The 22,917-nt window shown below is 62.3% G+C and carries 24 protein-coding genes and 2 pseudogenes; 6 read left to right on the top strand and 20 right to left on the bottom strand.

Annotated elements, in window-relative coordinates:
* Positions 1 to 7 precede the first annotated feature (7 nt).
* Together HJD22_RS04845 and HJD22_RS04840 are read right to left on the bottom strand one after the other, a co-directional pair.
* On the bottom strand, positions 8 to 913 hold the full coding sequence (locus HJD22_RS04845) for a cation diffusion facilitator family transporter (RefSeq protein ID WP_208654397.1): 906 nt from the start codon (positions 911 to 913) through the stop codon (positions 8 to 10).
* Positions 914 to 1,014: 101 nt separating this feature from the next.
* Positions 1,015 to 1,158 (bottom strand): annotated as a pseudogene (locus tag HJD22_RS04840) (class C beta-lactamase); the annotation flags it as partial.
* 267 nt (positions 1,159 to 1,425) lie between these two features.
* Here HJD22_RS04840 and HJD22_RS04835 point away from each other — a divergent pair.
* Positions 1,426 to 3,123, top strand: coding sequence for a methyl-accepting chemotaxis protein (locus tag HJD22_RS04835; protein ID WP_208654395.1), 1,698 nt, complete (start codon positions 1,426 to 1,428; stop codon positions 3,121 to 3,123).
* A 101-nt stretch (positions 3,124 to 3,224) separates the two neighbouring features.
* On the opposite strand, the gene HJD22_RS04830 is transcribed toward HJD22_RS04835, so the two are convergent.
* Entirely contained in the window at positions 3,225 to 3,365 is a 141-nt protein-coding gene (locus HJD22_RS04830) for a hypothetical protein (RefSeq protein ID WP_208654394.1), read from the bottom strand.
* Between the two features lie 106 nt (positions 3,366 to 3,471).
* Positions 3,472 to 4,047, bottom strand: a complete 576-nt coding sequence (locus HJD22_RS04825) for a hemerythrin domain-containing protein (protein ID WP_208654393.1) — start codon at positions 4,045 to 4,047, stop codon at positions 3,472 to 3,474.
* Between the two features lie 152 nt (positions 4,048 to 4,199).
* Here HJD22_RS04825 and HJD22_RS04820 point away from each other — a divergent pair, with 152 nt between their 5' ends.
* Entirely contained in the window at positions 4,200 to 4,811 is a 612-nt protein-coding gene (locus tag HJD22_RS04820; protein WP_208654392.1) for a bifunctional 2-polyprenyl-6-hydroxyphenol methylase/3-demethylubiquinol 3-O-methyltransferase UbiG, read from the top strand.
* 22 nt (positions 4,812 to 4,833) lie between these two features.
* Here HJD22_RS04820 and HJD22_RS04815 read toward each other — a convergent pair whose 3' ends face one another.
* Positions 4,834 to 6,231: a PLP-dependent aminotransferase family protein gene (locus tag HJD22_RS04815; protein WP_208654391.1), complete on the bottom strand. Its 1,398-nt coding sequence runs from the start codon at positions 6,229 to 6,231 to the stop codon at positions 4,834 to 4,836.
* 95 nt (positions 6,232 to 6,326) lie between these two features.
* On the opposite strand from HJD22_RS04815, the gene HJD22_RS04810 reads away from it, so the two are divergent.
* The gene (locus HJD22_RS04810) at positions 6,327 to 6,929 is read left to right on the top strand and encodes a LysE family translocator (protein ID WP_208654390.1); all 603 of its coding nucleotides are present in this window, start codon (positions 6,327 to 6,329) and stop codon (positions 6,927 to 6,929) included.
* Between the two features lie 76 nt (positions 6,930 to 7,005).
* Complete coding sequence (locus HJD22_RS04805; protein ID WP_208654389.1) at positions 7,006 to 7,752, top strand: SDR family oxidoreductase; 747 nt, start codon at positions 7,006 to 7,008, stop codon at positions 7,750 to 7,752.
* Between the two features lie 100 nt (positions 7,753 to 7,852).
* Here the strand turns inward: HJD22_RS04805 and HJD22_RS04800 are convergent, their stop codons facing one another.
* The 7 genes from HJD22_RS04800 to HJD22_RS04770 all read right to left on the bottom strand — a co-directional run bounded on the left by HJD22_RS04800 (position 7,853) and on the right by HJD22_RS04770 (position 13,224).
* Positions 7,853 to 8,578 (bottom strand): aspartate/glutamate racemase family protein, encoded by a 726-nt coding sequence (locus tag HJD22_RS04800; RefSeq protein WP_248730107.1) that lies wholly within the window; start codon positions 8,576 to 8,578, stop codon positions 7,853 to 7,855.
* Positions 8,548 to 9,852, bottom strand: coding sequence for a TRAP transporter large permease (locus tag HJD22_RS04795; protein WP_208654388.1), 1,305 nt, complete (start codon positions 9,850 to 9,852; stop codon positions 8,548 to 8,550). Before HJD22_RS04795 ends, HJD22_RS04800 begins: the two co-directional genes overlap by 31 nt.
* Positions 9,849 to 10,421, bottom strand: coding sequence for a TRAP transporter small permease subunit (locus HJD22_RS04790; RefSeq protein ID WP_248730106.1), 573 nt, complete (start codon positions 10,419 to 10,421; stop codon positions 9,849 to 9,851). The genes HJD22_RS04795 and HJD22_RS04790 overlap by 4 nt, the downstream gene beginning before the upstream one ends.
* Positions 10,422 to 10,434: 13 nt before the next feature.
* Positions 10,435 to 11,472, bottom strand: coding sequence for a TRAP transporter substrate-binding protein (locus HJD22_RS04785; protein ID WP_208654386.1), 1,038 nt, complete (start codon positions 11,470 to 11,472; stop codon positions 10,435 to 10,437).
* A gap of 222 nt (positions 11,473 to 11,694) precedes the next feature.
* The gene (locus HJD22_RS04780) at positions 11,695 to 12,576 is read right to left on the bottom strand and encodes a MurR/RpiR family transcriptional regulator (RefSeq protein WP_254280829.1); all 882 of its coding nucleotides are present in this window, start codon (positions 12,574 to 12,576) and stop codon (positions 11,695 to 11,697) included.
* A 145-nt stretch (positions 12,577 to 12,721) separates the two neighbouring features.
* Complete coding sequence (locus tag HJD22_RS04775; RefSeq protein WP_208654385.1) at positions 12,722 to 12,976, bottom strand: Txe/YoeB family addiction module toxin; 255 nt, start codon at positions 12,974 to 12,976, stop codon at positions 12,722 to 12,724.
* Complete coding sequence (locus HJD22_RS04770) at positions 12,973 to 13,224, bottom strand: type II toxin-antitoxin system Phd/YefM family antitoxin (protein ID WP_012137510.1); 252 nt, start codon at positions 13,222 to 13,224, stop codon at positions 12,973 to 12,975. The genes HJD22_RS04775 and HJD22_RS04770 overlap by 4 nt, the downstream gene beginning before the upstream one ends.
* A gap of 571 nt (positions 13,225 to 13,795) precedes the next feature.
* On the opposite strand from HJD22_RS04770, the gene HJD22_RS04765 reads away from it, so the two are divergent.
* Together HJD22_RS04765 and HJD22_RS04760 are read left to right on the top strand one after the other, a co-directional pair.
* Entirely contained in the window at positions 13,796 to 14,044 is a 249-nt protein-coding gene (locus HJD22_RS04765; protein ID WP_208654384.1) for a DUF1272 domain-containing protein, read from the top strand.
* A gap of 72 nt (positions 14,045 to 14,116) precedes the next feature.
* A complete protein-coding gene (locus HJD22_RS04760) occupies positions 14,117 to 14,689 on the top strand; it encodes a hypothetical protein (RefSeq protein ID WP_208654383.1) in 573 nt (190 codons plus the stop codon).
* Between the two features lie 67 nt (positions 14,690 to 14,756).
* Here the strand turns inward: HJD22_RS04760 and HJD22_RS04755 are convergent.
* The 8 genes and pseudogenes from HJD22_RS04755 to HJD22_RS04720 all read right to left on the bottom strand — a co-directional run.
* Positions 14,757 to 15,011: pseudogene (locus HJD22_RS04755) on the bottom strand (Txe/YoeB family addiction module toxin); the annotation flags it as partial.
* Positions 14,992 to 15,264 carry a type II toxin-antitoxin system Phd/YefM family antitoxin gene (locus HJD22_RS04750; RefSeq protein ID WP_208654382.1) on the bottom strand — a complete coding sequence of 91 codons (273 nt, stop codon included), beginning with the start codon at positions 15,262 to 15,264 and terminating at the stop codon, positions 14,992 to 14,994. The pseudogene HJD22_RS04755 and the gene HJD22_RS04750, both read right to left, overlap by 20 nt.
* A 72-nt stretch (positions 15,265 to 15,336) precedes the next feature.
* Positions 15,337 to 16,236 (bottom strand): hydroxymethylglutaryl-CoA lyase, encoded by a 900-nt coding sequence (locus tag HJD22_RS04745; protein ID WP_208654381.1) that lies wholly within the window; start codon positions 16,234 to 16,236, stop codon positions 15,337 to 15,339.
* 2 nt (positions 16,237 to 16,238) lie between these two features.
* Entirely contained in the window at positions 16,239 to 17,066 is an 828-nt protein-coding gene (locus tag HJD22_RS04740; protein WP_248730105.1) for an alpha/beta fold hydrolase, read from the bottom strand.
* A 13-nt stretch (positions 17,067 to 17,079) separates the two neighbouring features.
* A complete protein-coding gene (locus HJD22_RS04735; RefSeq protein ID WP_208654379.1) occupies positions 17,080 to 19,149 on the bottom strand; it encodes an acetyl/propionyl/methylcrotonyl-CoA carboxylase subunit alpha in 2,070 nt (689 codons plus the stop codon).
* On the bottom strand, positions 19,146 to 19,973 hold the full coding sequence (locus HJD22_RS04730) for an enoyl-CoA hydratase-related protein (protein ID WP_208654378.1): 828 nt from the start codon (positions 19,971 to 19,973) through the stop codon (positions 19,146 to 19,148). The genes HJD22_RS04735 and HJD22_RS04730 overlap by 4 nt, the downstream gene beginning before the upstream one ends.
* 11 nt (positions 19,974 to 19,984) lie before the next feature.
* A complete protein-coding gene (locus tag HJD22_RS04725) occupies positions 19,985 to 21,592 on the bottom strand; it encodes a carboxyl transferase domain-containing protein (protein ID WP_208654377.1) in 1,608 nt (535 codons plus the stop codon).
* Between the two features lie 14 nt (positions 21,593 to 21,606).
* A complete protein-coding gene (locus tag HJD22_RS04720) occupies positions 21,607 to 22,776 on the bottom strand; it encodes an isovaleryl-CoA dehydrogenase (protein ID WP_208654376.1) in 1,170 nt (389 codons plus the stop codon).
* Positions 22,777 to 22,917: the final 141 nt, after the last annotated feature.

Below are 22,917 nucleotides of genomic sequence, written 5' to 3'. Positions count from 1 at the left end.
TCGGCCGCTACAGCCAACGCGGATTGGCCGTGAACGATACCGTGAACCAGCGCCGCTCGTGGGGGATCGTGAGTCCAGCGCTGATCTCTTCACGAATCTCGTCGAGCACTTTTATCCCCTTGTCGGCGGCAAAGATGGGGGTGGTGACGATATGGATCTCGATAAAGTGGCCGCGTCCGCTCTTGGCCACGTAGCTGTGGTACTCCAAAAGACCATCGCGCTCCATCACCGGCACCATGGCGGCGTGTACCTCGCGATCCAGGGCGCTGGGAGCGATCAGGAATATCTCGCCCAGGGCGCGACGTACGATGCCGACCGGTACCGGCATGAAGCAAAGGGTAATGATCGCCAGCAGTAGCGAGTCCACGTAGGCGGTAAGGTGAGCATATGCCGTTTGCTCCAACACCATGGCGATGACGAAGGCTGCTAGCAGTGCCGCGGTGATCAGACCGGCCATCAGCCAGCCCTGCATATCGATTCGCAACAGCTCCGAATCCACTCGCTGAACGACACTTCTCTCATAGGCGTACATGGCGAAGCAGGCGCAGGTCACCACCACGGCATAGACGATGGCCAGACCGAAGGCGAGCTCGCGTCCTCCCTCCATCAACCCCTGCACGGCATTCAAGAACGCATAGAAACACAGCAGAATTAGAATGCTGCCGTTCAACGCCGCCACCATTGGCTCCAGATGCCAGAATCCATGCTGGAAGCGCTGGCTAGCTTCGCGCACCGCGAGCCGCACCACCAGTAGTGCCAAGCCTGACATCGCCGCATCGATCGTGGAAAAGACGCCATCGAAGAGAATCGAGCGTGAGCCCGCCAACAGACCAAACGTCACCCCAAGGGCCGATACCAGCAGCGTCGTCGTGATGGAGAGCTTCAAGGTACGTTGTTCGAGCGCGGCAGCCATGTGTCGGTATCTCTTAGAATCGTGAAACCTTATAGTCTAACCGAGCAGCCCTCGACGTAGGAGGGCTTATCGTTGTCATCGCCTGCTCAACGCACGGCTTCTTACTCCTCCAGAGCCGTCAGGATTTCATGGGCGGCGTGTACCCGCGCCTCGTTGGGATAACGCTTGTTGGCCAGCATCACGATGCCCAAGCGCCGGGCCGGCACCAAGACCACATAAGTCGATCCCGTCTTGTTGAGCAGCATGTCGTCCTGGGGCGGCAAGGCAGTCTCCAATAGGGTGATCTCATGGGTTCGAAGGCCATCGGTGCACGGCGTCGGGATTGGCCAATCTATTTCAGGCGGAGAGGGGCGGCAAACGATAATATCTCGTATCAGGTATTAGAAATCTTTGGGCAAGCCATATTATCCATTAGTCGCAATTCTGTTCATTCTGCTCAACTCTTAAAGTCAGCCGCCGATGCGTACTGGAGAGCCTCCATTCTGGGGGAGTTATCGCATGGGAGTGGTTCGATGAAGCATATCTCCATAAAGTGGAGCCTGACGGCGGCGTTGGCAGCGCTGGTGTTGGTGATCGGGTTGATCAGTGGGTTGGGGTTCTACTCCAATTCGGCAAGTGAAGCGGCCTTGCGCGAACTTACCGAAACCAACGTCAAGCTCTCCAATCTGGCCAACCGTACCCAGGTCAACGTGCTTCGCGGGCAGACCTTCCTGGATCGCTTCGCCAGCTACAGCACCATGGGCAACCCCGACAAGGGCCTTGAGAATCAGCAGATGGCGACCGAGGCCATGAATATGGCGCAGCAGCGCTTTAGCGAATTTCAGCAGGTCGCCATCGAACCGGACGATCCCCGCGCCCCGTACATCGCGGCCATCACCGAGGCGTACCAGGCGTTCGCGACCGAAGGCCTGGTACCGCTTCTGGATGCCGCGCCGTTCCAAGTGCAGCGCAGCCAGGATCGCCTGGCCGAACTGGGCGCACAGCTGGATCAAGCCATGATTGCATTCATCACCTATAGCGAACAGCGGGGGGATGCCGCCATCGCTCAGGTCGACAGCCTTGGGCGCAGCGTAGCGGCCATCGCCACCGGCCTATTGATTGCAGCGCTGATCGCCGCACTGCTCATTCGCCTGGTGATGATACGCGTGGTGGTGACGCCGTTACGCAGTGCGGTAGCACACTTCGAGCGCATCGCCGAAGGCGATCTGACCGCCCGTATCGAAGAGCATGGTCGCAACGAGATTGGCCAGCTCTACGCAGCACTCTGGCGCATGCAGGAGAAGCTCAGGACGTTGGTGATCTCACTGCGCGACAGCAGCGACAGTGTGTTCCTCGGCGCTGGTGAAATCGCCTCAGGCAGCCAGGACCTCTTCTCGCGAACCGAACAGCAAGCCTCCGCTCTGCAGCAAACCGCCTCCAGCATGGAGCAGATGGCCGCCACCGTGAGCAAGAATACCGACACGGCTATCGAGGCCGCCCGGCTCTCGGCCTCGGCCTCGCAAACCGCCGAGGCCGGCGGACAGGAGGTCGAGCGGACCGTCAAGCTGATGCGCGAGATCGCCGACAGCGCACGTCGTATCAATGACATCATCGGCGTGATCGACTCCATCGCCTTCCAGACCAACATCCTGGCACTCAACGCCTCGGTCGAAGCGGCGCGGGCAGGGGAGCAGGGGCGCGGTTTTGCCGTAGTGGCAAGCGAAGTGCGTTCCCTGGCCAGCCGCAGCGCGGAATCGGCCAAGCAGATCCGCGGACTGATCGAAGCGACCACCAGCCAGATCGACAGCGGTGCCGAGCAGGCCGAGCGAAGTGGTCAGACGATTGACGAAACCGTCGACTCGATCCGCCAGGTCAGCGCCTTGATGGGCGAGATCTCCACCGCCACGTTGGAGCAGAACAGCGGCATCGAGCAGATCAATACCGCCCTGACCGAGATGGATTCAGTGACCCAGCAGAACGCCTCCCTGGTGCAGCAGACCAGCGCCGCTGCGGCCTCACTGGAGGAGCAGGCTAAACGCCTGGCTGCATTGATCGCCACCTTCCGCGTCGACGACCAGGCGCCGCACTCGCACCAGGTCCACGTTGTCACCCGAGGCGAACACAAGGAGCAGCAGAGCGCCCTGGAGGAGCCGCTCTCCAAGCTTATCTCGACGCCGTCCAGCTCGCGCCCGCGTAAAACGGCAGCAACCGAGGAGTGGAGCGAGTTCTGACGCTAGCGTTGTATGGGCAAGCGCGCTGGGTTTTGGCCTGGTGAAATTGAGGCAGCAAGGGTCACCGAGCTGGTACAGGCCGATGACACATATGCATAGGTCTACTTACCCGGCGCCTCCAGCAGCAGCGTGGCAGTCGGCTCGGAGGAGGGTGGGTTCTGCCCCGTGATCAGCAGGACATTCTGACGGGTCCAGGGGGTGAAGACATCGGCCTTGGAGTAGTGGGCGCCGCCCTTGATCAAGGCGTCCTCCTAGCCGGGTCTTGTCAAGCCGGCAAGCGCAGCTTGGCGCTTGCCGGTCATCATGTGCCTTACCTGACTTGCCCAGGCTTGACGTTTAACTCTCGCGCTAGCCGGTGCTGCGCCCGGAGAGCTTGTCGCGAAGCCGGTCGATCATGCCCACGCCAGCCCCGACGCTCTTGTGGAAGAGTTCGGAGTGCGGTGCGCTGGGGTGCGGCCGCGTCGGTGCCAGCTTCTTGGCGTTCTCGACCTTCTCGCCCATGTCGACAAGATCGTCGGCAGAGATGTGCGTACGCAGCTTCGGAAACTGGTCGGACTCCTCATCGTTCGCATGGTGATCCAGTTGCTGCTTCAGCTCCTGCACATACTCCATGAATACCGCATCGGACGCATCGGCATCCTCCAGCTTCTTCATTACCTGCACGATCTCGTCGTGCTCCTCCTTGTCGTGCTCCACCTCATCGGCGCCATTGGGAATGTGCTTTTCCATCACTGGGTAGACATACATCTCCTCGGCGACGGAGTGGCGCATGATCTCGGCAATCACCGTATCGGCTAGCTCCCTGCGCTGGGCGGGGTCGGTTGCGCGCTCGATCTGGGTGATCAGCTCCAGCATCTCCTGATGGTCGGTGGTGAGGATGTCGATCACATCCCGCCCGTGCTGACTTCCGTTGTACTCTGCCATGAGTTCTCCTCCTTTGAGTTATGACGAGCGTGAGCTCGCCTACTCAACCTAGCAGTGGCCAGCAAATGAGCCAAGCAAAGAGCTGGGTAATGTCGGCAGGTCCATGTTATTTATCCGGTTGTTGCGAAGCCCCACCCCTATCGGAGCGTACGATGCGAAGCTTCATTTACGACACCCTCATTCTCAGGCTCACCACCCGCTGGTACGCCGAGGTACTGAGGCGCGTGCCCGAGGGTGCCGCGCTGCTGGATGTCGGTATCGGCACCGCCGGCGCGCTGCTGGCCAATGCCGATACGGTCAGGCACAAGCGCCTGGGCATCACCGGCATCGATATCGACGCCGATTACATCGAGCGTGCCAGGCGAAGGCTCCAGGCGTCTCGGCTAGCCGATTGTGCCGAGGCGCGTCTCGAGTCCGTCTACGATCATCGAGGCGGGTCTTACGACGCCGTGTATTTCTCGGCGAGTTTCATGCTCCTGCCCGAGCCTGAGCGGGCGCTGCGACATTGTCTGGCACTGTTGCGCCCGGGTGGGCGCCTCTATTTCACGCAGACGGTCCAAACGCAGCCTGACCGCTGGATGGAGAGGCTCAAGCCGCTGCTGAAGCGGCTGACGAGCATCGACTTCGGCCGCGTGACCTACGAGGACGCTTTCAAGGCGCAGATCCATGCTGCCGGCCTGGAGCTCGAGGAATTCACCGTTCTGGCGAACCACGGCAAGCGGGCATCTTGCCTTGCCGTGGCACGGCCCGCTGGTGAGGGGTAGGCCGAAAACACAGTGAGCCACGCTACAGCGTCCGCCATGGGGCGATCGGCGGCTCGGCGAGCAACTCCACCAGCGTATCGAGCGCGCGAGACAGCGCCTCGCGCGAGGCAGCGGCGCTGAGGCACAGCCGCAGCGCCTGGGGCGCCGGCTCGCTGCCAACGCAGAAGGGTTCGGCACTGGTCACCAGCACGTCGCGACTGGCGAGGGCTTCCACCATCATCGCACTGCGTTGCCCTTCAGGCAGGGGCAGCCACAGATTGGCGCCATGGGATCGCCCACCGAGGGTATACCTGGCCAGCCTCTCCCGTGCCAGGCGCTGCCGGGCGCCCAGCTCCTTGGTCTGCCAGTCGAGCAGCGTGCGGCTTTCCTCGCTTGCCACCCAACGACACACCGCTTCCACCATCAGCGGCGGCACCATCCAGCTCTGGGCGCGCAGGGCAGCGCCGATTCGCTCGCGCGGCTCGGGCGGGGCGGCAAGGGCGCCGATACGCAGCCCGCCGGCCAGTACCTTGGCCGTGCTGAAGATGAACAGTGTCCGCTCCGGCGCGAGCCGGTAGAGCAGCGTGCCACGCTCCGCTTCCGGCAGGTACTGCACGCCATCCTCCACGATCCAGAAGTCATGGCGCCGCGCCAGGGCCGCCAGTTGCTCGCGTCGGGTTTCGCTCAGCAGAGTGCCGGTGGGGTTGTTCTGGTCCGGCGTGACATAGACCAGGCGCGGCGGCTGCTGCGCGCAGAGGCGAGCCAGTGCCACCATATCCATGCCGTGTTCGTCCATCGGCACGCCCAGCACCTTCAAGTGCGCCTGGCGCGCGGCGCCGATCAGTCCGGGGTAGGTAAGCACGTCGGCGGCGATGCGCTCGCCGGGCCGGGTCAATGTCTGCAGCGCCAGGCTGATGCCGTGCTGTCCGCCTTGGGTGACCAGCAGCGATTCGCCCTGGGTGGGCATGCCCAGGCCAGTCATCCAGGCGGCCAAGGCTTCGCGGTGGGCGGGAACGCCGCGCTCCGACTGGTACTCCACGGCGCGCTTAAGCATGTCGACGTCCTGGGCGATGTCGGCAAGCACTCGGCCCAGAAGTTCGGCGCGCAGCGGGTGCGGTGGCGGCAGGCTCAGGCTGAGATCGATGGTCTCGGCGTGACCGCCAGCGCGGTTAGCGAGGAAGGAGACGTGCGCGGAGGTTTCCTCGCCGCGCACGTATGTGCCGCTGCCGACTCGCGCCACTACCCAGCCCTGGCGCTCCGCTTCGGCATAGGCGCGGGTCACCGTGCCTACCGTGACGTCCAGCCCGTCGGCCAGCTGCCGCTGCGGAGGCAGCTTCTGGCCGGGCACGAGCTCGCCTTGGCGAACCGCCTCGGCGATAGCATCGGCGATACCGCGATAGCGTGCGCCATGCTCGGAAAGGTGGGGTATCCAAATTGTCATGGTGACAATAAAACCTTTGACTAAAAGTATGGGCTAATTATGCTGACAATTGTGTGCGCTATCCAATCAAATTGCCTAATTGTATGGATTCAATAATGGAAGCTTTGGCGTTTCTCGGGCCTGCGGCCCTCTACATGATCTCGATGACCATCACCCCCGGGCCCAATAACGTCATGCTCACCGCGTCGGGGGCCAATTACGGCTTCCTGCGCACCCTGCCTCACATATTCGGCATCCTGGGCGGCTGCTTTCTGCTCTTCGCCGGCATTGCACTCGGGCTTGGCCTGGTGTTCGAACGCTATCCTGCGGTACAGATGATCCTGCGTCTGGTCGGTAGCGCCTACCTGCTGTTCCTGGCCTGGAAGATCGCCACCGCTCCACCGCCCGACCTGCGCTTAAGGGGCGAGGGGCGACCGCTCAGCTTCTGGCAGGCGGCAGGCTTCCAGTTTGCCAACCCCAAGGCGTGGGTCATGGGGCTGGCGCTGATGGCGGGCTTTCTGCCCCAGGGCGGCGACACCCTGGTCAACGCGCTGATATTGGCGGCCTTCGCCGAGCTTGTCGCCTTGCCTTGCATCGCCCTATGGGCAGGCTTCGGCGTGGGAATCGGGCACTGGCTCAACACCCCGCGAGCCTGGCGAATTTTCAACGTGATCATGGGAGCACTCACTGCCGCCTGCGTGATCTTTATCCTGGGCTAGCGCAAGCTCGTTTGTTGCGGGACATGGCAGGGCGCATCGAGCGCTAAATGCACAATACAATAGCGGGGGAAATCGTATGAAAAACGTCCTGGTGATCACCGGCGGCAGCCGAGGCATCGGCGCGGCCACTGCCCGGCTGGGCGCCGCCAGCGGCTACGCCGTATGCATCAACTACCGCCACAACGAAGCAGCCGCCCTTGCCGTGGTCGATGAGATCACCCGCGGCGGCGGCGAAGCGATTGCCGTGGGAGGCAATGTCGGTTCAGAGGCCGATGTGGTGCGCCTATTTGAGCAGGCCGACGAGAAGCTCGGCCCGGTCACGGCGCTGGTCAACAACGCTGGCATCCTGGAAGGGCAGATGCGCGTCGAGCAGATGGATGCCGCACGCCTGAGCCGGGTGCTGACGACCAACGTGATCGGCAGCTTCCTCTGTGCCCGCGAGGCGATTCGGCGCATGTCGACGCAGCACGGTGGCCAGGGCGGGGCGATCGTCAATGTCTCCTCCATCGCCTCCCGCCTCGGCGCGCCCGACGAGTACGTCGACTACGCCGCCGCCAAGGGCGCCATCGATTCGTTCACCATTGGCCTGGCCAAGGAGGTCGCGACGCAGGGCATACGTGTCAACGCCGTGCGCCCGGGGGTGATCTATACCGAGATACATGCCAGCGGCGGCGAGCCCGGTCGGGTCGATCGCCTCAAGGGTTCCGTACCCATGCAGCGCGGTGGCCAGGCCGAGGAGGTCGCCCGCGCCATCCTCTGGCTGCTCTCCGAGGATGCCTCCTACTCGACCGGTGCGCTGCTGGATGTGACCGGGGGAAGATAGGAAACCTGGCGTATGGAGTTCAGTACAGTCGCTGTAGGGCCGGCTTACAGAAGCCGAAACTGGCCGGAGCTATCTCCGGCCAGTTGATTTCAGGCCAGGCCTAGGCGCAGCGTCTGGCTTTGGCGTGACATATAACGTAGTGCAGCGCCTGCGAGAAACCATCCATGACGTCGATTCCATAGCGCGCTTTGAGGGGAGCGGCCCTTCCGGCGAAGGCGCCGGATCCGAGCACGATGGCGGTGGCGCGCTCCGCGATGGCTCGCTCAACCAACCCGTGAAGACGGGCCTCTGCCAGATCGGTTTGTGCGGCGGTGTCGGTCACGCCAATGCCGGTGGCCCTTACCGTGCAGCGCGCGTTCATACCATAGGCTTCACACAAGGCGGCAATCGTTGCCACGGCTTCCTCGAAGGTGGTGATCACCGAGAAGGGCCCGCCAGTGGCATGGGCGTAGCGGATACCTGCTTCCGCCAGGCTGATCACCGGCCTCTGCGTCAACGTGCGAGCCTCGGCAATGGCGATATCATCGAAGCAGGCGAGGATGTAGCCATCGTAGCCTTCGTTCATCTGCTCCTCGATCAACGCAAGCACATGCCGTGTGGCACAGCGCTTGTCCCGTTCGCTTTCCACCGCGTAGGGGCCTTCCCTGGGGTTGAGCGTATCAATGACGACGCCCGGTGGAGCCAAGGCCTGCAGCACTTCGCGTATGCGGCCTGTCACGTTGTCGTTGGTATTGGGGTTGATCGCCAGGAAGCGTTGGGTGATGGCGGCTTGGCGTTTCTTGTCGGTGTCGTTCATCAGCGTCCCGCCAGCAGGTCGGGTAGCCACATGACGATCCCGGGCCAGACCATGATCGCGAGAGTGAACAGCGCCATGATGATCACGAACGGCATGGAGCCCCAGATCACATCGTTGAAGCTGCCGCCATCCTTGCGCACCCCTTGCACCACGAACAGGTTCATGCCCACCGGGGGGGTAATCAGCGCGATCTCGCACATCAGCACGATGAAGATGCCGAACCAGATGGGGTCCACGCCCACGGCCATGACCATGGGTACAGTGATCGGCACTGTCAGAACCAGCATCGACATGGCATCCATGAAGGTGCCCAGGATCACGTAGAAGACCAGCAATAGCAGAAGCAGGCCGACATGCGTGAGGCCAAAGGAAGCGACCCACTGGGTCAGTGCCTGGGTCACCCCCAGCATGGAAATGGTCACGTTAAGCAGCAGGGCACACATCAGTACGATGATCACCATGCCTGTGGTCTTGGCCGCGTGCAGCGAGCAGTGGATCAACAGATCGGTACTCAGCTTCCCGCCGAAAACGATGAAGGCCAGGGCAATGACCACGCCTATGGCGGCGGATTCGGTAGGTGTCGCCAGTCCACCATAGATACTGCCCATCACCACGCCGAAAATGACCATCGGTGGTAAGAGGTGCTTGGACATGGCCAGCTTTTCCTTAAGCGGCAGGTTCACCTCGACCATCGCTTCCCTTCCCGCCTTGCCGTGGGCAATAAACAGGTAAACGGAGAAGAGCAGGGCGAGGGTGATACCTGGCACCAGTCCTGCCGCAAACAGCTGGCTGACCGAAGTGTTGGCCAGTTGCCCATAGACCAGCAGATTGATGCTGGGTGGAATCAAAATCCCCAGCGTGCCGCCGGCGGCCAACGAGCCGAGCGAAGGACGCACCGGATAGCGGTACTTTTGCAGCGCCGGCAATGCAATGGTGCCCACTGTGGCAGCGGTGGCGACCGAAGAACCCGAAGTGGCAGAGAACAGCGTGCAGGTGGCGATATTGGTATGCAGCAGGCCGCCGGGCAGCTTGTTGAACCACACCGAAAGCGCGGCGTACATGCGATCGGCAATGCCGCCGCGAAGCAGCAGCTCGCCCAGCAGCATGAAGAGCGGTATGGCAAGCATGGAGGGGCTATTCAGGCTACTCCAGATGACGCCACCCATCATATCGACCAGCGGGGCGCCGTACATCAGGTAACCGCCCAGTACGCCGACAAAGAGAATCGCCACCGCCACGGGCAGGCCAAGCAGCATCAGCCCTAGCATGACCAGAAATGCGGCTCCAATCAGTGGAATGCTCATGGCTGGCCTCCGTCGCGTTTTTCCAGATCAGCCAGTTCCATTTCCAGCTCATCCTGGGTCGAGCTGGGTCCGAACTGCCGGTTGAGGGCCTTCCAGTCGCGCTTCACCAGCAACAGCAGCGCTTTGACGGAAAGGATGAAAGCCGCCAGGGCAAAGGCGGACATCGCCACCAGCCAGACCGACTGCGGATAGATCAGCGGTGTGGCCCAGGGGGTTTGAGCGATGGAGCGGTACATGTGCGTATCCAGCACGGTCTGCACGGTGAAGTAGAGCAAGTAGATCGCCAGCAGCCCCAACGAGAGGGCTGCCATGGCATTGAGCACAGCCTGAACGGGGCTGGGTAGACGCATATGGAGCAGGTTGATGCGGATATGCGACTGCTCGACCATGGCGACGCAGAACGCCAGCGGCGCTGCGATAGCGATGGCATAGCCACCCAGCTCGTCAACGCCGCCGAGCGACAGTGAAAAGACCTTGCGAATGATGGTCTCCACCGTGATCAACAGCGCGAGCAGGATCATCATCGTGCCGAACAGAGTCCCAAGAAAGCGGGCGTAGGTCTTCATCATCGACTCCCGCTGTTTACAGGCCCAGCTGCTGGCCAACGGTCTCGCGCCAGGCGGCTTCACAATCGGCAGCAACGGCATTGCATTGACGTGCCCATATCGGCAGGGAGACCTCTTCCACTGCGGCAGTGACTTTCGCTAAGTCCTCGTCGGAGACGGGGGCTTCAGTGAGTGAATAGGAGGTGCCGAATTCACAGGGCGATTCGCCAGCGTTGCAGCGCATGGCATCTTCATAAAGGGCTTCGGAGTATTCCCAGATATCGTCGCTCAGATTAGCGATGGCACTTTCCAGCTGCTCCTGCTGTTCACTAGAGAGGCGGTTCCACGTATCGAGATTGATGGCATAGCCGTTGATGGCGAGCTGTAGCGCAATGGGCAGTACCGTGGTGGTGGCTTCGGGCCAGCCGCCTGAGTTAGCCGAAGCAGGGCCGGTAATGGCGCAGTCGACCACGCCGCGCGAAAGCGCCTGCTGGACATCGCCGAACGGCATCGAAATCCCGGTTGCGCCCAGCTCACCGACAAAGTTGGCGGCACTCTGATCGCCTACCCGGACGCGCTTGCCTTGCAGATCGCTCAGGCCGCCGATCTCCTGACGGCAGAAAATCACCTGAGGGCCTGCGGGCCATGTGCCCAAGAGCTTGGCATTGAAGCGCTCCTGCAGGCGAGAGTCCACATAGTCATAAAAGGCGGAAACATTCTCGCGGCCTGTGGCGAAGCTGGTGTTCAAGCCGATCAGGTCCAGCCCGAGAATGGAGGGCTCGTCCCGGCTGACCTGTGGGCCACGCAGCGAAACGATATCGAAGAGCCCGGAGCGCAACACACGCAGGCCATCGGTATCGGGAATGCCCGCCACATCGACAGGGATGTACTGGACCGCAACATCAAGTTCGGTGTGTTCCGCAAGCGCTTCGAAGAAGGGCTGCTCTTTCTGTTGTGCAATCAGGCCTGAACCGGCGGGCTGGCCCAATACCTTGAGGGTGAAGGGGGCAGCTTGCACGGTAGAGGCCATCAGAGTGGCCGAGATGACGGTGGCAAGGGCGGTACGCTTCAACATGGTTCTCTCCTGTGTGGAGGCATTATGTAGTAGAGGTGATGTGGCATATCTTGTTTATGGTGATCCAAGTTTCATGCCATGCTCGATAAGAAACTGTAGTTTCATAATGAAAACAGTAGATTGAGCTTTTTGAAGAGAGTGTCATAAAGAAACCAAGCCGGGACTAGTGCACGCTAGGGGTGCGGCTGGGAGAAATGTTGCACCAATACGGTGTTGATGGCGCTACAGCTCCTGGAACCTGTCGTTCAGGGTTTCGATCTTGCGCAAGCGGGTACGCGAGGCATCGCCCGCCATCTCGATGGTGCGCATGGCAAGCATATGGCAAAGCGCCATCACTGCGGTGTGGTTGAAAAGCGGGCCTGCTGCCAGGGTATGGCAGCGGAAGTGCCAGTTGGACACCGGTTCAGGCGCCAGGCCTTCATCAGTGATATAGAGCAGGCGCGCGCGACACTCTTTGGCGTGGGACAGGATCTGCTCGGTCGCCGCAATCCGACGGCGCAAGCCGAACACGATGACGCAGTCCTCTTCACTGAAATTGACCAGATGCTCGCCAAGCGTCTCGCCGCCACCGGGCAGGCTAACGACCGCCTCAACCACCTGGGTGAGCTGCCAGCGCAAGTAATCGGCAAACGGATGGCTGGCACGAAAGCCAATGATCCAGGTTTTGCGAGCGCCAAGGATGGCATTGGCCACCTCGTCCACCTCCGCTTGAGTAATGGACGAAAAGGTGTGATCCAGATTCGCTTTGCTCTGATCAAGATTGCTGGCGAGCGAATGCTCGGCCTGGCTCAACTCGGAAGAGGATAAGAACAGTCGTGAGCCAGTGCTTTGCTCTTCACGGGCATGCTTGCGGGCAGCCTCGTAGCTTTCATAGCCCAAGCGGCGAACGAAGCGCGATACGGTGGCCTTGGAGACGCTCGCAAACTTGGCCAGTTCCTGAGCGTCATAGCTGGCCAGCTCACCAGGAAAGTCGCACACAAATTCGCCCAGGCGCCGCTCAGCAGGATGGAGTGACGGCAGCGCGCTGCGCACGCGGGCGAGAAAAGAGCGCTCTTTGGATATCTTGGACATGATGAGCCTTGAAACTGTAGTTTCATGAATCATGTCTGCTCTCAGGACTATTCGCAATAACACGGCCTACCTGAGCGTGGCGCTGCAGAGTAGCGGCTCGTCCAGGGCATCAGTGAGAATACAGCCGCGCCACTGCCTATGGCGTGTCATCGATGGATATCTGGTCGTCGTAACAATATCAGTAGTGGTACCGAAGTTGAGCGATAAGCAAAGCGTCATCCGTGACTTTGTAAACGATGCGGTGTTCTTCGTTAATTCGCCGGGACCAATAACCAGCGAGGCTGTGCTTGAGGGGTTCCGGTTTGCCGACGCCCTCGAATGGTTGTCGCTTGGTTTCGTTGATCAGCTTGTTGATTCGGTTCAGGGTCTTTTTATCGGTTTTCTGCCAGTGCAAATAGTCTTCCCAAGCGTTTTGGGAAAAGATGAGTTTCATTCAAGAAGTTCCTTTTCCTGACCACCGCCTTGCTCCAGCTCGGCAACGGACTCCAGCAAACGACGGGCATTCTTTGGTGCGCGTAGGAGATATGCGGTCTCTTGCAATGCCTCATAGTCTTCAAGCGAGATCATCACCACGGATTGCGACTTGCTCCGGGTGATGATGACAGGAGAATGGTCCTCACAGACCTGCTCCATGGTTTTTGCTAGGTTGGTTCTAGCGGCTGTGTAGCTAATGGCATCCATTGGCTTCTCCTGTACGGGATGTTGTACTGTTCAGAATACTGTACAGATAGAGGTTTGACAATCGCCATACGACGTTCATCTTCTAAACATCATCGATCCGTTCAAGCTGAAGTAATTAGAGCACTACGGGAAGCTCTGGATTCGTTGGTTGAGAAGTTCGGCGGAAAATACTACGGCTACTTCCTGCCGTCGGAGGACGCTCAGGTACGTGGAAGAGACGCGCTGCATTCTGAGCAATGAGCGAAGCTTCTTCCGCCCGGTGTTCGAGTGGGGTAGAGGGCTTGTAGCCAAGTGGTGGGCAGCAGGCATCAATAATAGCTTGAACCCGAACAGCTTCTCCGAGGGCACTCCGAAACCGGCGAAGAGGCGATAAGGATGGTGTCGCAAGTTCCATGCGCTATCGCATATGGCGTCGTCGAGGTTTGGCTTCTCGAGTAAGGGGCGGACCCAACGGAAGCGACATTAGGTGCAGTAGCCTCTAACAATGCGCTTGAATCGCTCACTTAATTCGCTGGGACCAGCTAAGGCCGATCTCTTAGCTTAATCATTATGAATCAGTACGGAGAGTGCGATGCTTGAGTTAAGGCCCAACTGTGAGTGCTGCGACAAAGACCTACCGTCGGAATCCTCCGAGGCAGTGATCTGTACGTTCGAATGCACCTTTTGCACTTCTTGTGCCGACGAGGCATTGAACAACCAATGCCCAAACTGCGGTGGTAATTTCGTCCCCCGGGCTATCCGTCCTGCTCAGTTGCTTGGCAAATATCCGGCTTCAACGAAGCGCGTTCAAAAGCCTGGAGGCTGTGTTGCCAATTCATAACAAGGCGCTACTGTCGGACAAATTTTCCGCTACGCTCCAAATTTGCCGCAGAGCGCGGCGTTGGGCAACACCATGATGAAACTTCCAAAATTCGCTACCCACTACTATTTACGCGAGGCTGGCCCATTTCGAAGCCTCTCCGAACTTCCGGCCGGCTCTGAAGATCCCGTCTTCCTTGATCTTCTGACGCGTCATCAGCGTGATCCCGGTTATCGACGGCGCTATGGCAGGAATTACATTGGGGTCCGACGTAAGGTTGAAGCCCGGCTGCGTGAACGCTTCATTGCGCGAGGGGGTAAGCCGCGCCTCCACCATCCCTTTTATCTGGTGCTTGGGGAATCCCCCTGGTTTCGTGATTTGAATGCTAGCCACAGTGAGCTGAGGATTCCTCTCTCGCAGCTCGACCCTGAAGTGACGTCCTTGACCTTCCCGGATAGCTTTATTGCGCTAACCCGTGATGACAAGCCCTATTACAATCAAGTGTTTCTGCTTAGCGAGGTGAGTGAGCTCTTTACACGGTTCAGTATTCTTGGAAAGGAACCCGAGGTTCCTTACGAGCGCTATTGGGAAAGTGATTTTGAACTTTATATCGAGGTGCAGCTTTGGGACATTCCGCCCATAGTTAACACCTCACAAGCGCAATAAATTGAGTCCATAGGGCTTGGACCAGCAAAGCTATGCCATTGTTGTGAACGTCAGGGCTGATCGTAGTGCCCCCAAGCGCGAAAATATAAATGGACTTGTCGTCGAACCGGTAAATGAGCCTGTCCTTCTGAGAGATACGCCTTGACCACAAGCCTGATAAGGTGTGCTTGAGTGGCTCAGGCTTGCCGATGCCTGTTGAAGGGTCCTCAGAGCGGATCATCTCTTTCAGCAGTTTGCAGAGGGCTTTGTGCAGTTTTTTGTCTTTCTCGTGCATCTTTTCATAGGCTTCCCAGCTACCCCCCTCAAATACCAGTGACCGCATTCATCTGCTCATCGTCAGGTGTGTATCCTTGGCCGCGGTTATGAGTATCGAGCGAGGCCGCAATCTGCTGCATCAGGTCTCGGTTCTGAAGAACATGCAGGGTTTCTTGCTCTCTTTCCCAGTCCTCAGCACTCATAATCACGAAAGCCTCCCCGGCACGATGTGTCACCTTGAGGGGCTCGTGTCGGCTAATGACGTGTTCTACGATGCTTTTCAGGTTGTCTCTGAATTTGTTGACACTGATGATATCCATAATTCCACCATTGAGTACGGAAACTCCGTACGACTATGGCGCAATTGTCTTAACAAGGCCAAGCACACGCACTTACTTCGCCGCCAGCGCCACCCCCACCTTCGAGCGGTTCGGCCGACCGATGGCCTGGGTGATCCAGGTGCCGGTGTCGGCGAGCTTGTTCAGGTCGATGCCGGTCTCGATGCCAAGACCATTGAGCAGATAGACAACGTCTTCACTTGCGACGTTGCCCGATGCCCCTTTGGCGTAGGGGCAGCCGCCGAGGCCGGCGACGGAGCTGTCCACCACGCCGATGCCTTCTTCCAGCACGGCGTAGAGGTTGGCAAGCGCCTGGCCGTAGGTGTCGTGGAAGTGGGCGGCGAGCTTCTCCATGGGGATGTCGCGGCTCACAGCGTCGATCATGCGTTTGGCGGCGAGCGGGGTGCCGGTGCCGATGGTATCGCCAAGCGATACCTCGTAGCAGCCCATGTCATAGAGTGCTTTTGAAACCTCGGCGACTTTAGCCGGGGCGATCTCGCCCTCATACGGGCAGCCGAGCACGCAGGAAACATAACCCCGCACGCGCACCTTGGCCTCTCTGGCGCGCTCGAGTACCGGGGCAAAACGGTCAAGAGATTCCGCTACCGAGCAGTTGATGTTCTTCTGCGAGAAGGCCTCGCTTGCAGCACCGAATACCGCCACTTCCTCCACGCCGCACTCAAGAGCCGCTTCCAGCCCCTTGAGGTTAGGGGTCAGCGCCGCGTAGGTTACGCCTTGGCGGCGCTTAAGGCCGGTCATCACCTCGCGGTGATCGGCCATCTGCGGCACCCACTTGGGCGAGACGAAGCTGGCCGCTTCGATGTAGGTGAGGCCGGCCGCACCCAGGCGCTCGATCAGGTCAAGCTTGGTGTTGGTTCCGATCGGGTTGGGTTCGTTCTGCAGCCCGTCCCGGGGGCCGACCTCGACCAGGCGAACCTGCGTGGGAAATGCCATGTTCAGTCTCCGCTCACAGGGGAAGAGAGGGGTGGGGCGTGGGCTGGCGCATCCGCCTGGCTCGCAAGGAACGCGTCGATGGTGGACACCACCACATTCTCGCACTCGCGATGGGGAACGTGCCCACAGTTCGCCAGGATCTCCATGCTGGCAACGCCGGCGGTGAGTTCGGCGATGCGCTCGGGCTGGCGCAGCGAGCCATACTCGTCAAGCTCGCCGTGGATGACCAGGGAAGGGCACGTGACCCTGGGCAGCGCGGCCTCCAGGTTCCAGTGGTGAAACGCGTCGGAGAGCCAGGTATCGGCCCAGGCTTCCAGCACCCACTGCGCCTTCTCGCCATGATATTTGCTCAGGCGCGCCATCTGTCCGGCCTCGTTGAATTGCTGCCGGGTGTGGTGGATGCCGTCTCGCGTGCGCGCCTCGGCAAAGGCCTGGGCGGCCTGGGTGATCAGCGCATCGCAGGCCTGCGGATAATGGCCTGCCGCCACGACGGCCATGCTGCCGCCTACGCTGTGCCCAAGCAGGGTGAAGCGCTCGAACCCCAGCGCATCGCGCACGCATCGGAAGGTGCCGTGCGCTTCGTCGTCGATGAAACTGAGCGGGAGCGTGCCGGGGTAGGGATCGGAGCGGCCGTATCCCAGCCGGTCGTAGGCGATTACCTGCCGACCGGTGGCCTCGGCCAGCTTCGCCGGAAAGCTTCGCCATAGCGCGATGCAGCCAAGCGAGTCATGCAACAGCACGATCGGCGCCGGCTCGCCGTGGTGGCCAGCCGCCCCCCACTGCGCGGCATGCACCCGGCCCTGGGGCGTCTCGATCCAGTGCTCCTGCATGGCGGGGCTCCTGTCACTCATCCGCAGTGAAGTCGAGCAGCACGTCGCCCTGGCCCACGGTGTCGCCCGTGGCGAAGTGGAAGCTCGCGACCTGGCCATTGGTCGGGGCGTTCAGGGTGTGCTCCATCTTCATGGCTTCCATCACCATCAGTGGCATGCCTTTCTCCACCGCCTGGCCGGGTTCCACCAGCAGTGCGACCACGGTGCCGTGCATCGGCGCGGTGAGGGTGGCCGCGGATTCGTGCTGGCCGTGATCCACGCCATCCAGCCGGCGCCAGTGCAGGCGCGTCTCGCCACGCGCATCGACCAGCACGATCACGTCGCCGTCGCAGCGTGCCTGCAGGCGGCGGCGGTGGCCATCCAAGGTGATCGCCACGGCGTCGCCCGCCAGCGGCTGAAGCGATGCAACGAGCGTCTCGCCGCGCACGCTGAGCTGCCACTGGCTGTCTCCCGCCTCGCGCCGGCCATCGATCACCACCACCGCCTCCGCGAAGCCCTCGTCGCCGGCTGTCTTGGCGGCATTGGCCGGCTCGCACAGCGAGACGCGAATGCGGCGCGAGGCGTTGAGGCGAAAGCCGTCGTGGCGGTCCCACGGCGAGTCGCTTTCGCACTCGTGGCCCAACTGGGCCAGCGCCACCAGGGCGGCGCTGGCGTAATCCTGGGCGGCGTGCGTGCGCGAAGCGAACAGGGTGGCTTCGTGGCGTTCGATGAAGCGTGTGTCGAGCTCGCTCGCCTGGAAGGCGGGGTGGCTCGCCAGGCGCTGCAGGAAGGCGCGGTTGGTGACCACGCCACGCACGTCCAGCGCGGCCAGCGCCCGGTTGAGCGTGGCCAGCGCCTGGGTGCGGTCGCTGCCGTGCACGATCAGCTTGGCGAGCATCGGGTCGTAATGCATGGATACGGTGTCGCCGCTCTCCACGCCGCTGTCCAGGCGCACGTGGCGCGGATCGAGTCCGGCGCCCTTCAGGTCCATGGCGAAGCGCTCGAGCTTGCCGGTGGCGGGCAGGAACTCCTGCTCCGGGTCTTCGGCGTAGAGGCGCGCCTCGAAGCTGTGGCCAGTGATGGTCAGATCGCTCTGGGTGCAGGGCAGCGCCTCGCCCATCGCCACCCGCAGTTGCCACTCGACCAGGTCCTGCCCGGTGATCATCTCGGTGACGGGGTGCTCCACCTGCAGGCGGGTGTTCATCTCCATGAAGTAGAAGGCGCCATCCTGGCCGGGCGTGGCGTCCAGCAGGAACTCCACGGTGCCGGCGCCCACGTAGCCGATCTCCCTGGCGGCGCGCACCGCGGCCTCGCCCATCTCGCGGCGCAACGCTTCGCTCATGCCCGGTGCCGGGGCCTCTTCCAACACCTTCTGGTGGCGGCGCTGCACGGAGCAATCGCGCTCGAACAGGTAGACGCCGTTGCCGTGGCCATCGCAGAACACCTGCACTTCGACGTGGCGCGGCTGGGTCAGGTACTTCTCGATCAGCATGCGCTGGTCGCCGAAGGCGGCCTGGGATTCGCGCCGGCAGCCGTCGAGCGCGGCCTGGAAGCCGTCGCCCGACTCGACCACGCGCATGCCCTTGCCACCGCCGCCGGCACTCGCCTTGAGCAGCACCGGGTAGCCGATCTTGTCGGCCTCGCGGCACAGCAGGGCGTCGTCCTGGTCGTCGCCATGGTAGCCGGGCACCAGCGGCACGCCGGCATCGGCCATGCGTGCCTTGGCGGCGGACTTGTCGCCCATCGCGGCAATCGCCGAGGCGGGCGGGCCGACGAAGACGATGCCGGCCGCGGCACATGCCTCGACAAAGGCGGCGTTCTCGGAGAGAAAGCCGTAGCCGGGGTGGATGGCGCCGGCGCCGGTGCGGCGAGCCGCGTCCAGCACCGCCTGCACATCAAGATAGCTTTCGCGGGCCGGGGCCGGACCCAGGCGAATCGCCTCGTCGGCCTCGCGCACATGGCGTGCCGTGGCGTCGGCGTCGGAGTAGACGGCCACGGTACGCAGGCCCATGGCGCGGGCGGTGCGCATCACCCGGCAGGCGATCTCGCCGCGGTTGGCGACCAGCAGGGTATCGAACGGATGTGTCGCTGCGAGGGTAGTCATGAGCGGAGGTCCTTGTCCGAGTCGCCATGCCAGGCGGGGGAGCGCTTGTCGAGGAAGGCGGCAAGCCCCTCCTGGCCCTCGTCACTCACGCGCAGCTCGCTGATCGCCTGGCAGCAGCGCTCGCGGGTCGCTTCAGCATCCGGCGCCCGGGCGACCTCGGCCAGCAGCGCCTTGGTGGCGCGCTGGGCCTGGGGCGAGGCGGCAAGCAGCGTGTCGATCATCTTGTCGATCGCCTTGTCGAGGCTCTCGTTCTCCTCCACGCGATGCACCAGGCCCAGCTCCAGCGCCAAGGGCGCGGGGATCACCTCGGCGGTGAGCGCGTAGCGGCGCATCTGGCGGCTGCCGATGGCGCGCTGCACGTAGGGGCTGATCACGGCAGGCGCCAGGCCGATCCTGACCTCGGAGAGGCAGAACTTGGCCTGATCGGCGGCAATCACGATATCGCAGCAGGCCGCCAGACCCACGGCGCCACCATAGGCGGCTCCCTGCACCCGGCACAGCGTAGGGCAGGGCAGGCTGTCGAGGCGGTGCATCAGCGTGGAGAGCTCGCGGGAGTCGGCGAGATTGTCGTCCAGCGAGTAGTCGACCATGCGCTTCATCCAGTTGAGATCGGCGCCGGCGGAGAAGCTCTTGCCTTCGGAGCCCAGCACCGCCACGCGCACCTCGCCGCGCTCGGCGGCGGCATGCAGGTGTTCGAGATGGGCATTGAGCTCGGCGATCATGCCATCATCGAAGGCGTTGTGAAGGGCGGGCTTGTCCAGGGTGAGCCGGGCGATGCCGCGCGCGTCGATCTCCAGGCGGGAATAGTTGTCGGTGGTTGCCATTGCGGTCTCCCTCACATCCGGAACACGCCGAAGCGCGTCTCTTCGATCTCGGCATTCATCGCGGCGGAGAGCGCCAGGCCCAGCACGTCGCGGGTCTGCAGCGGGTCGATCACGCCGTCGTCCCACAGCCGGGCGCTGGCATAGTAGGGGTGGCCCTGGTGCTCGTACTGGTCGCGGGTCGGCTTCTTGAAGGCTTCCTCGTCCTCGGCGCTCCACGCGCTGCCGTTACGCTCATGCTGCTCGCGCTTGACCTGGGCCAGCACGTTGGCGGCCTGCTCGCCGCCCATCACCGAGATGCGCGCGTTGGGCCACATGAACAGCAGGTTGGGTTCGAAGGCGCGGCCGCACATGCCGTAGTTGCCGGCGCCGAAGCTGCCGCCGATCAGCACGGTGAACTTGGGCACCTTGGCGCAGGAGACGGCGGTGACCAGCTTGGCGCCATGCTTGGCGATGCCCTCCTGCTCGTACTTGGAACCGACCATGAAACCGGTGATGTTCTGCAGGAACACCAACGGCACTTTTCTCTGTGCACAGAGTTGGATGAAGTGCGCGCCCTTCACGGCGCTCTCCGAGAACAGCACGCCGTTGTTGGCGACGATGCCCACCGGGTGGCCGTGCAGGTGGGCAAAGCCGGTCACCAGGGTGTCGCCGTAGTAGCGCTTGAACTCGTCGAAGTCGGAGTCGTCGACCAGCCGGCCGATCACCTCGCGCACGTCGTAGGGCTTCTTGAGATCGGTGCCGACGATGCCGTAGAGCTCGGCAGGGTCGAGGCGCGGCGGCTTGCTTGGCTGCATCCGCAGCTGGCCGCGCTTCTGCCAGTTGAGGCGCGACACCGCACGCCGCGCCAGTTGCAGGGCGTGGGCATCGTTCTCGGCGTAGTGGTCGGCCACGCCGCTGATCTTGCAGTGCACGTCGGCGCCGCCCAGGTCCTCGGCGCTAATGGCCTCGCCGGTGGCGGCCTTCACCAGCGGCGGGCCACCCAGGAAGATGGTGCCCTGCTCGCGCACGATGATCGACTCGTCGGCCATCGCCGGCACGTAGGCGCCGCCAGCGGTACACGAGCCCATCACCACGGCGATCTGCGGGATGCCTTCGGACGACAGCATGGCCTGGTGGTAGAAGATGCGCCCGAAGTGGTCGCGATCGGGGAACACCTCGTCCTGGTGGGGCAGGTGGGCGCCGCCGGAGTCGACCAGGTAGAGGCACGGCAGGCGGTGCTTGCGCGCCACTTCCTGGGCCCGCAGGTGCTTCTTCACCGTGAGCGGGAAGTAGGTGCCGCCCTTGACGGTGGCGTCGTTGGCGACGATCACGCACTCCACCCCCGAGACGCGGCCAATCCCGGTGACCACGCCGGCTGCCGGTATCGGGCCGTCGTAGACCTCATGGGCCGCCAGCGCCGAGAGCTCGAGAAACGGCGAGCCCTCGTCGAGCAGGTGATCGATGCGGTCGCGCACGAACAGCTTGCCTCGCGACTCGTGACGCGCCCGCGCCTTCTCGCCGCCGCCCTGGGCAATCGCGGCGGAGAGCTCGCGCAGCTTGGCGACTTCGCCTCGCATGGCGGCGTCATTGGCCTGGAAGACCTCGCTGCGCGGGTTGATCTGGGTAGTGAGGATGCTCATGGCGCCGCCCTTGGTTATCTGGATTCGTTGAATATCTCGCGACCGATCAGCATGCGGCGAATCTCGCTGGTGCCGGCGCCGATCTCGTAGAGCTTGGCGTCGCGCAGCAGCCGCCCGGTGGGGTACTCGTTGATGTAGCCATTGCCGCCGAGCAGCTGAATGGCGTCCAGCGCTACCTGAGTGGCCTTCTCGGCGCAGTAGAGAATTACGCCGGCGGCGTCCTTGCGCGAGGCGCGGCCTCGGTCGCAGGCGGCGGCCACGGTATAGAGGTAGGCGCGGCAGGCGTTCAGGGTGGTGTACATGTCAGCGATCTTGCCCTGCACCAGCTGGAACTCGCCTATCGCCTGGTCGAATTGCCTGCGCTCGTGGATGTAGGGCACCACCACGTCCATCGCCGCCTGCATGATGCCGATGGGACCGGCGGCGAGCACGGTACGCTCGTAATCGAGCCCGCTCATCAGTACGCGCACACCTTTGCCTTCTTCGCCCAAGATGTTCTCGACCGGCACCTTGCAGTCCTGGAACACCAGCTCGCAGGTGTTGGAGCCGCGCATGCCGAGCTTGTCGAGCTTCTGGGCGGTGGAGAAGCCGGGCATGCCCTTCTCGATGATGAAGGCGGTGATGCCCTTGGAGCCGGCATCCGGGTCGGTCTTGGCGTAGACCACCAGCACGCTGGCGTCGGGGCCGTTGGTGATCCACATTTTGTTGCCGTTGAGGATGTAGTGATCTCCGTCACGGCGGGCGCGCAGCTTCATCGACACCACGTCCGACCCCGCACCCGGCTCGGACATCGCCAGGGCACCGACATGCTCGCCGCTGATCAGCCTGGGCAAATACTTGGCCTTCTGCTCGGCACTGGCGTTGATCTTGAGCTGATTGACGCACAGGTTGGAGTGGGCGCCGTAGGAGAGCCCCACCGAGGCACTGGCCCGGGAGATCTCCTCCATGGCGATGCAGTGGGCGAGGTAGCCCATGCCGCTGCCGCCATCCTCTTCCGGCACGGTGATGCCGAGCAGGCCCATGTCGCCGAACTTCTGCCACAGCTCGTTGGGGAATTCATTCTTTTCGTCGATCTCGGCGGCGCGCGGGGCGATCTCGTCGCGGGCGAAGGCGTTGACCTGCTCGCGCAGCATGGTCAGGGTCTCATCGAGGCCGAAGTCGAGGGGCTGAAAAGGGGTATGCATGGCGTGGCTCCCGGTCGTTTCAATGAGCGGAGTCGCTCTGTCCTTATGAGTATGCCTCCAGCGTAAGCTTGCTTTACGTTAACGTAAAGTGCGGATGGTGTGGCTTTGACTAATGTCTAGATAGGGCGCTAACGAAACCGC

The organism is Halomonas sp. TA22, from assembly GCF_013009075.1.
Classification (GTDB): domain Bacteria; phylum Pseudomonadota; class Gammaproteobacteria; order Pseudomonadales; family Halomonadaceae; genus TA22.
Note: the sequence above shows the minus strand (reverse complement) of the source record. Positions and strands in the feature narration are given on the sequence as shown.

What these genes read in the sequence shown, in the direction of transcription:
- HJD22_RS04845 (WP_208654397.1), bottom strand. Translation starts at nt 913, where the DNA reads ATGGCTGCCGCGCTCGAACAACGTACCTTGAAGCTCTCCATCACGACG.
- HJD22_RS04835 (WP_208654395.1), top strand. Translation starts at nt 1,426, where the DNA reads ATGAAGCATATCTCCATAAAGTGGAGCCTGACGGCGGCGTTGGCAGCG.
- HJD22_RS04825 (WP_208654393.1), bottom strand. Translation starts at nt 4,047, where the DNA reads ATGGCAGAGTACAACGGAAGTCAGCACGGGCGGGATGTGATCGACATC.
- HJD22_RS04820 (WP_208654392.1), top strand. Translation starts at nt 4,200, where the DNA reads ATGCGAAGCTTCATTTACGACACCCTCATTCTCAGGCTCACCACCCGC.
- HJD22_RS04815 (WP_208654391.1), bottom strand. Translation starts at nt 6,231, where the DNA reads ATGACAATTTGGATACCCCACCTTTCCGAGCATGGCGCACGCTATCGC.
- HJD22_RS04810 (WP_208654390.1), top strand. Translation starts at nt 6,327, where the DNA reads ATGGAAGCTTTGGCGTTTCTCGGGCCTGCGGCCCTCTACATGATCTCG.
- HJD22_RS04805 (WP_208654389.1), top strand. Translation starts at nt 7,006, where the DNA reads ATGAAAAACGTCCTGGTGATCACCGGCGGCAGCCGAGGCATCGGCGCG.
- HJD22_RS04795 (WP_208654388.1), bottom strand. Translation starts at nt 9,852, where the DNA reads ATGAGCATTCCACTGATTGGAGCCGCATTTCTGGTCATGCTAGGGCTG.
- HJD22_RS04790 (WP_248730106.1), bottom strand. Translation starts at nt 10,421, where the DNA reads ATGATGAAGACCTACGCCCGCTTTCTTGGGACTCTGTTCGGCACGATG.
- HJD22_RS04785 (WP_208654386.1), bottom strand. Translation starts at nt 11,472, where the DNA reads ATGTTGAAGCGTACCGCCCTTGCCACCGTCATCTCGGCCACTCTGATG.
- HJD22_RS04780 (WP_254280829.1), bottom strand. Translation starts at nt 12,576, where the DNA reads ATGATTCATGAAACTACAGTTTCAAGGCTCATCATGTCCAAGATATCC.
- HJD22_RS04775 (WP_208654385.1), bottom strand. Translation starts at nt 12,976, where the DNA reads ATGAAACTCATCTTTTCCCAAAACGCTTGGGAAGACTATTTGCACTGG.
- HJD22_RS04770 (WP_012137510.1), bottom strand. Translation starts at nt 13,224, where the DNA reads ATGGATGCCATTAGCTACACAGCCGCTAGAACCAACCTAGCAAAAACC.
- HJD22_RS04765 (WP_208654384.1), top strand. Translation starts at nt 13,796, where the DNA reads ATGCTTGAGTTAAGGCCCAACTGTGAGTGCTGCGACAAAGACCTACCG.
- HJD22_RS04760 (WP_208654383.1), top strand. Translation starts at nt 14,117, where the DNA reads ATGATGAAACTTCCAAAATTCGCTACCCACTACTATTTACGCGAGGCT.
- HJD22_RS04750 (WP_208654382.1), bottom strand. Translation starts at nt 15,264, where the DNA reads ATGGATATCATCAGTGTCAACAAATTCAGAGACAACCTGAAAAGCATC.
- HJD22_RS04745 (WP_208654381.1), bottom strand. Translation starts at nt 16,236, where the DNA reads ATGGCATTTCCCACGCAGGTTCGCCTGGTCGAGGTCGGCCCCCGGGAC.
- HJD22_RS04740 (WP_248730105.1), bottom strand. Translation starts at nt 17,066, where the DNA reads ATGCAGGAGCACTGGATCGAGACGCCCCAGGGCCGGGTGCATGCCGCG.
- HJD22_RS04735 (WP_208654379.1), bottom strand. Translation starts at nt 19,149, where the DNA reads ATGACTACCCTCGCAGCGACACATCCGTTCGATACCCTGCTGGTCGCC.
- HJD22_RS04730 (WP_208654378.1), bottom strand. Translation starts at nt 19,973, where the DNA reads ATGGCAACCACCGACAACTATTCCCGCCTGGAGATCGACGCGCGCGGC.
- HJD22_RS04725 (WP_208654377.1), bottom strand. Translation starts at nt 21,592, where the DNA reads ATGAGCATCCTCACTACCCAGATCAACCCGCGCAGCGAGGTCTTCCAG.
- HJD22_RS04720 (WP_208654376.1), bottom strand. Translation starts at nt 22,776, where the DNA reads ATGCATACCCCTTTTCAGCCCCTCGACTTCGGCCTCGATGAGACCCTG.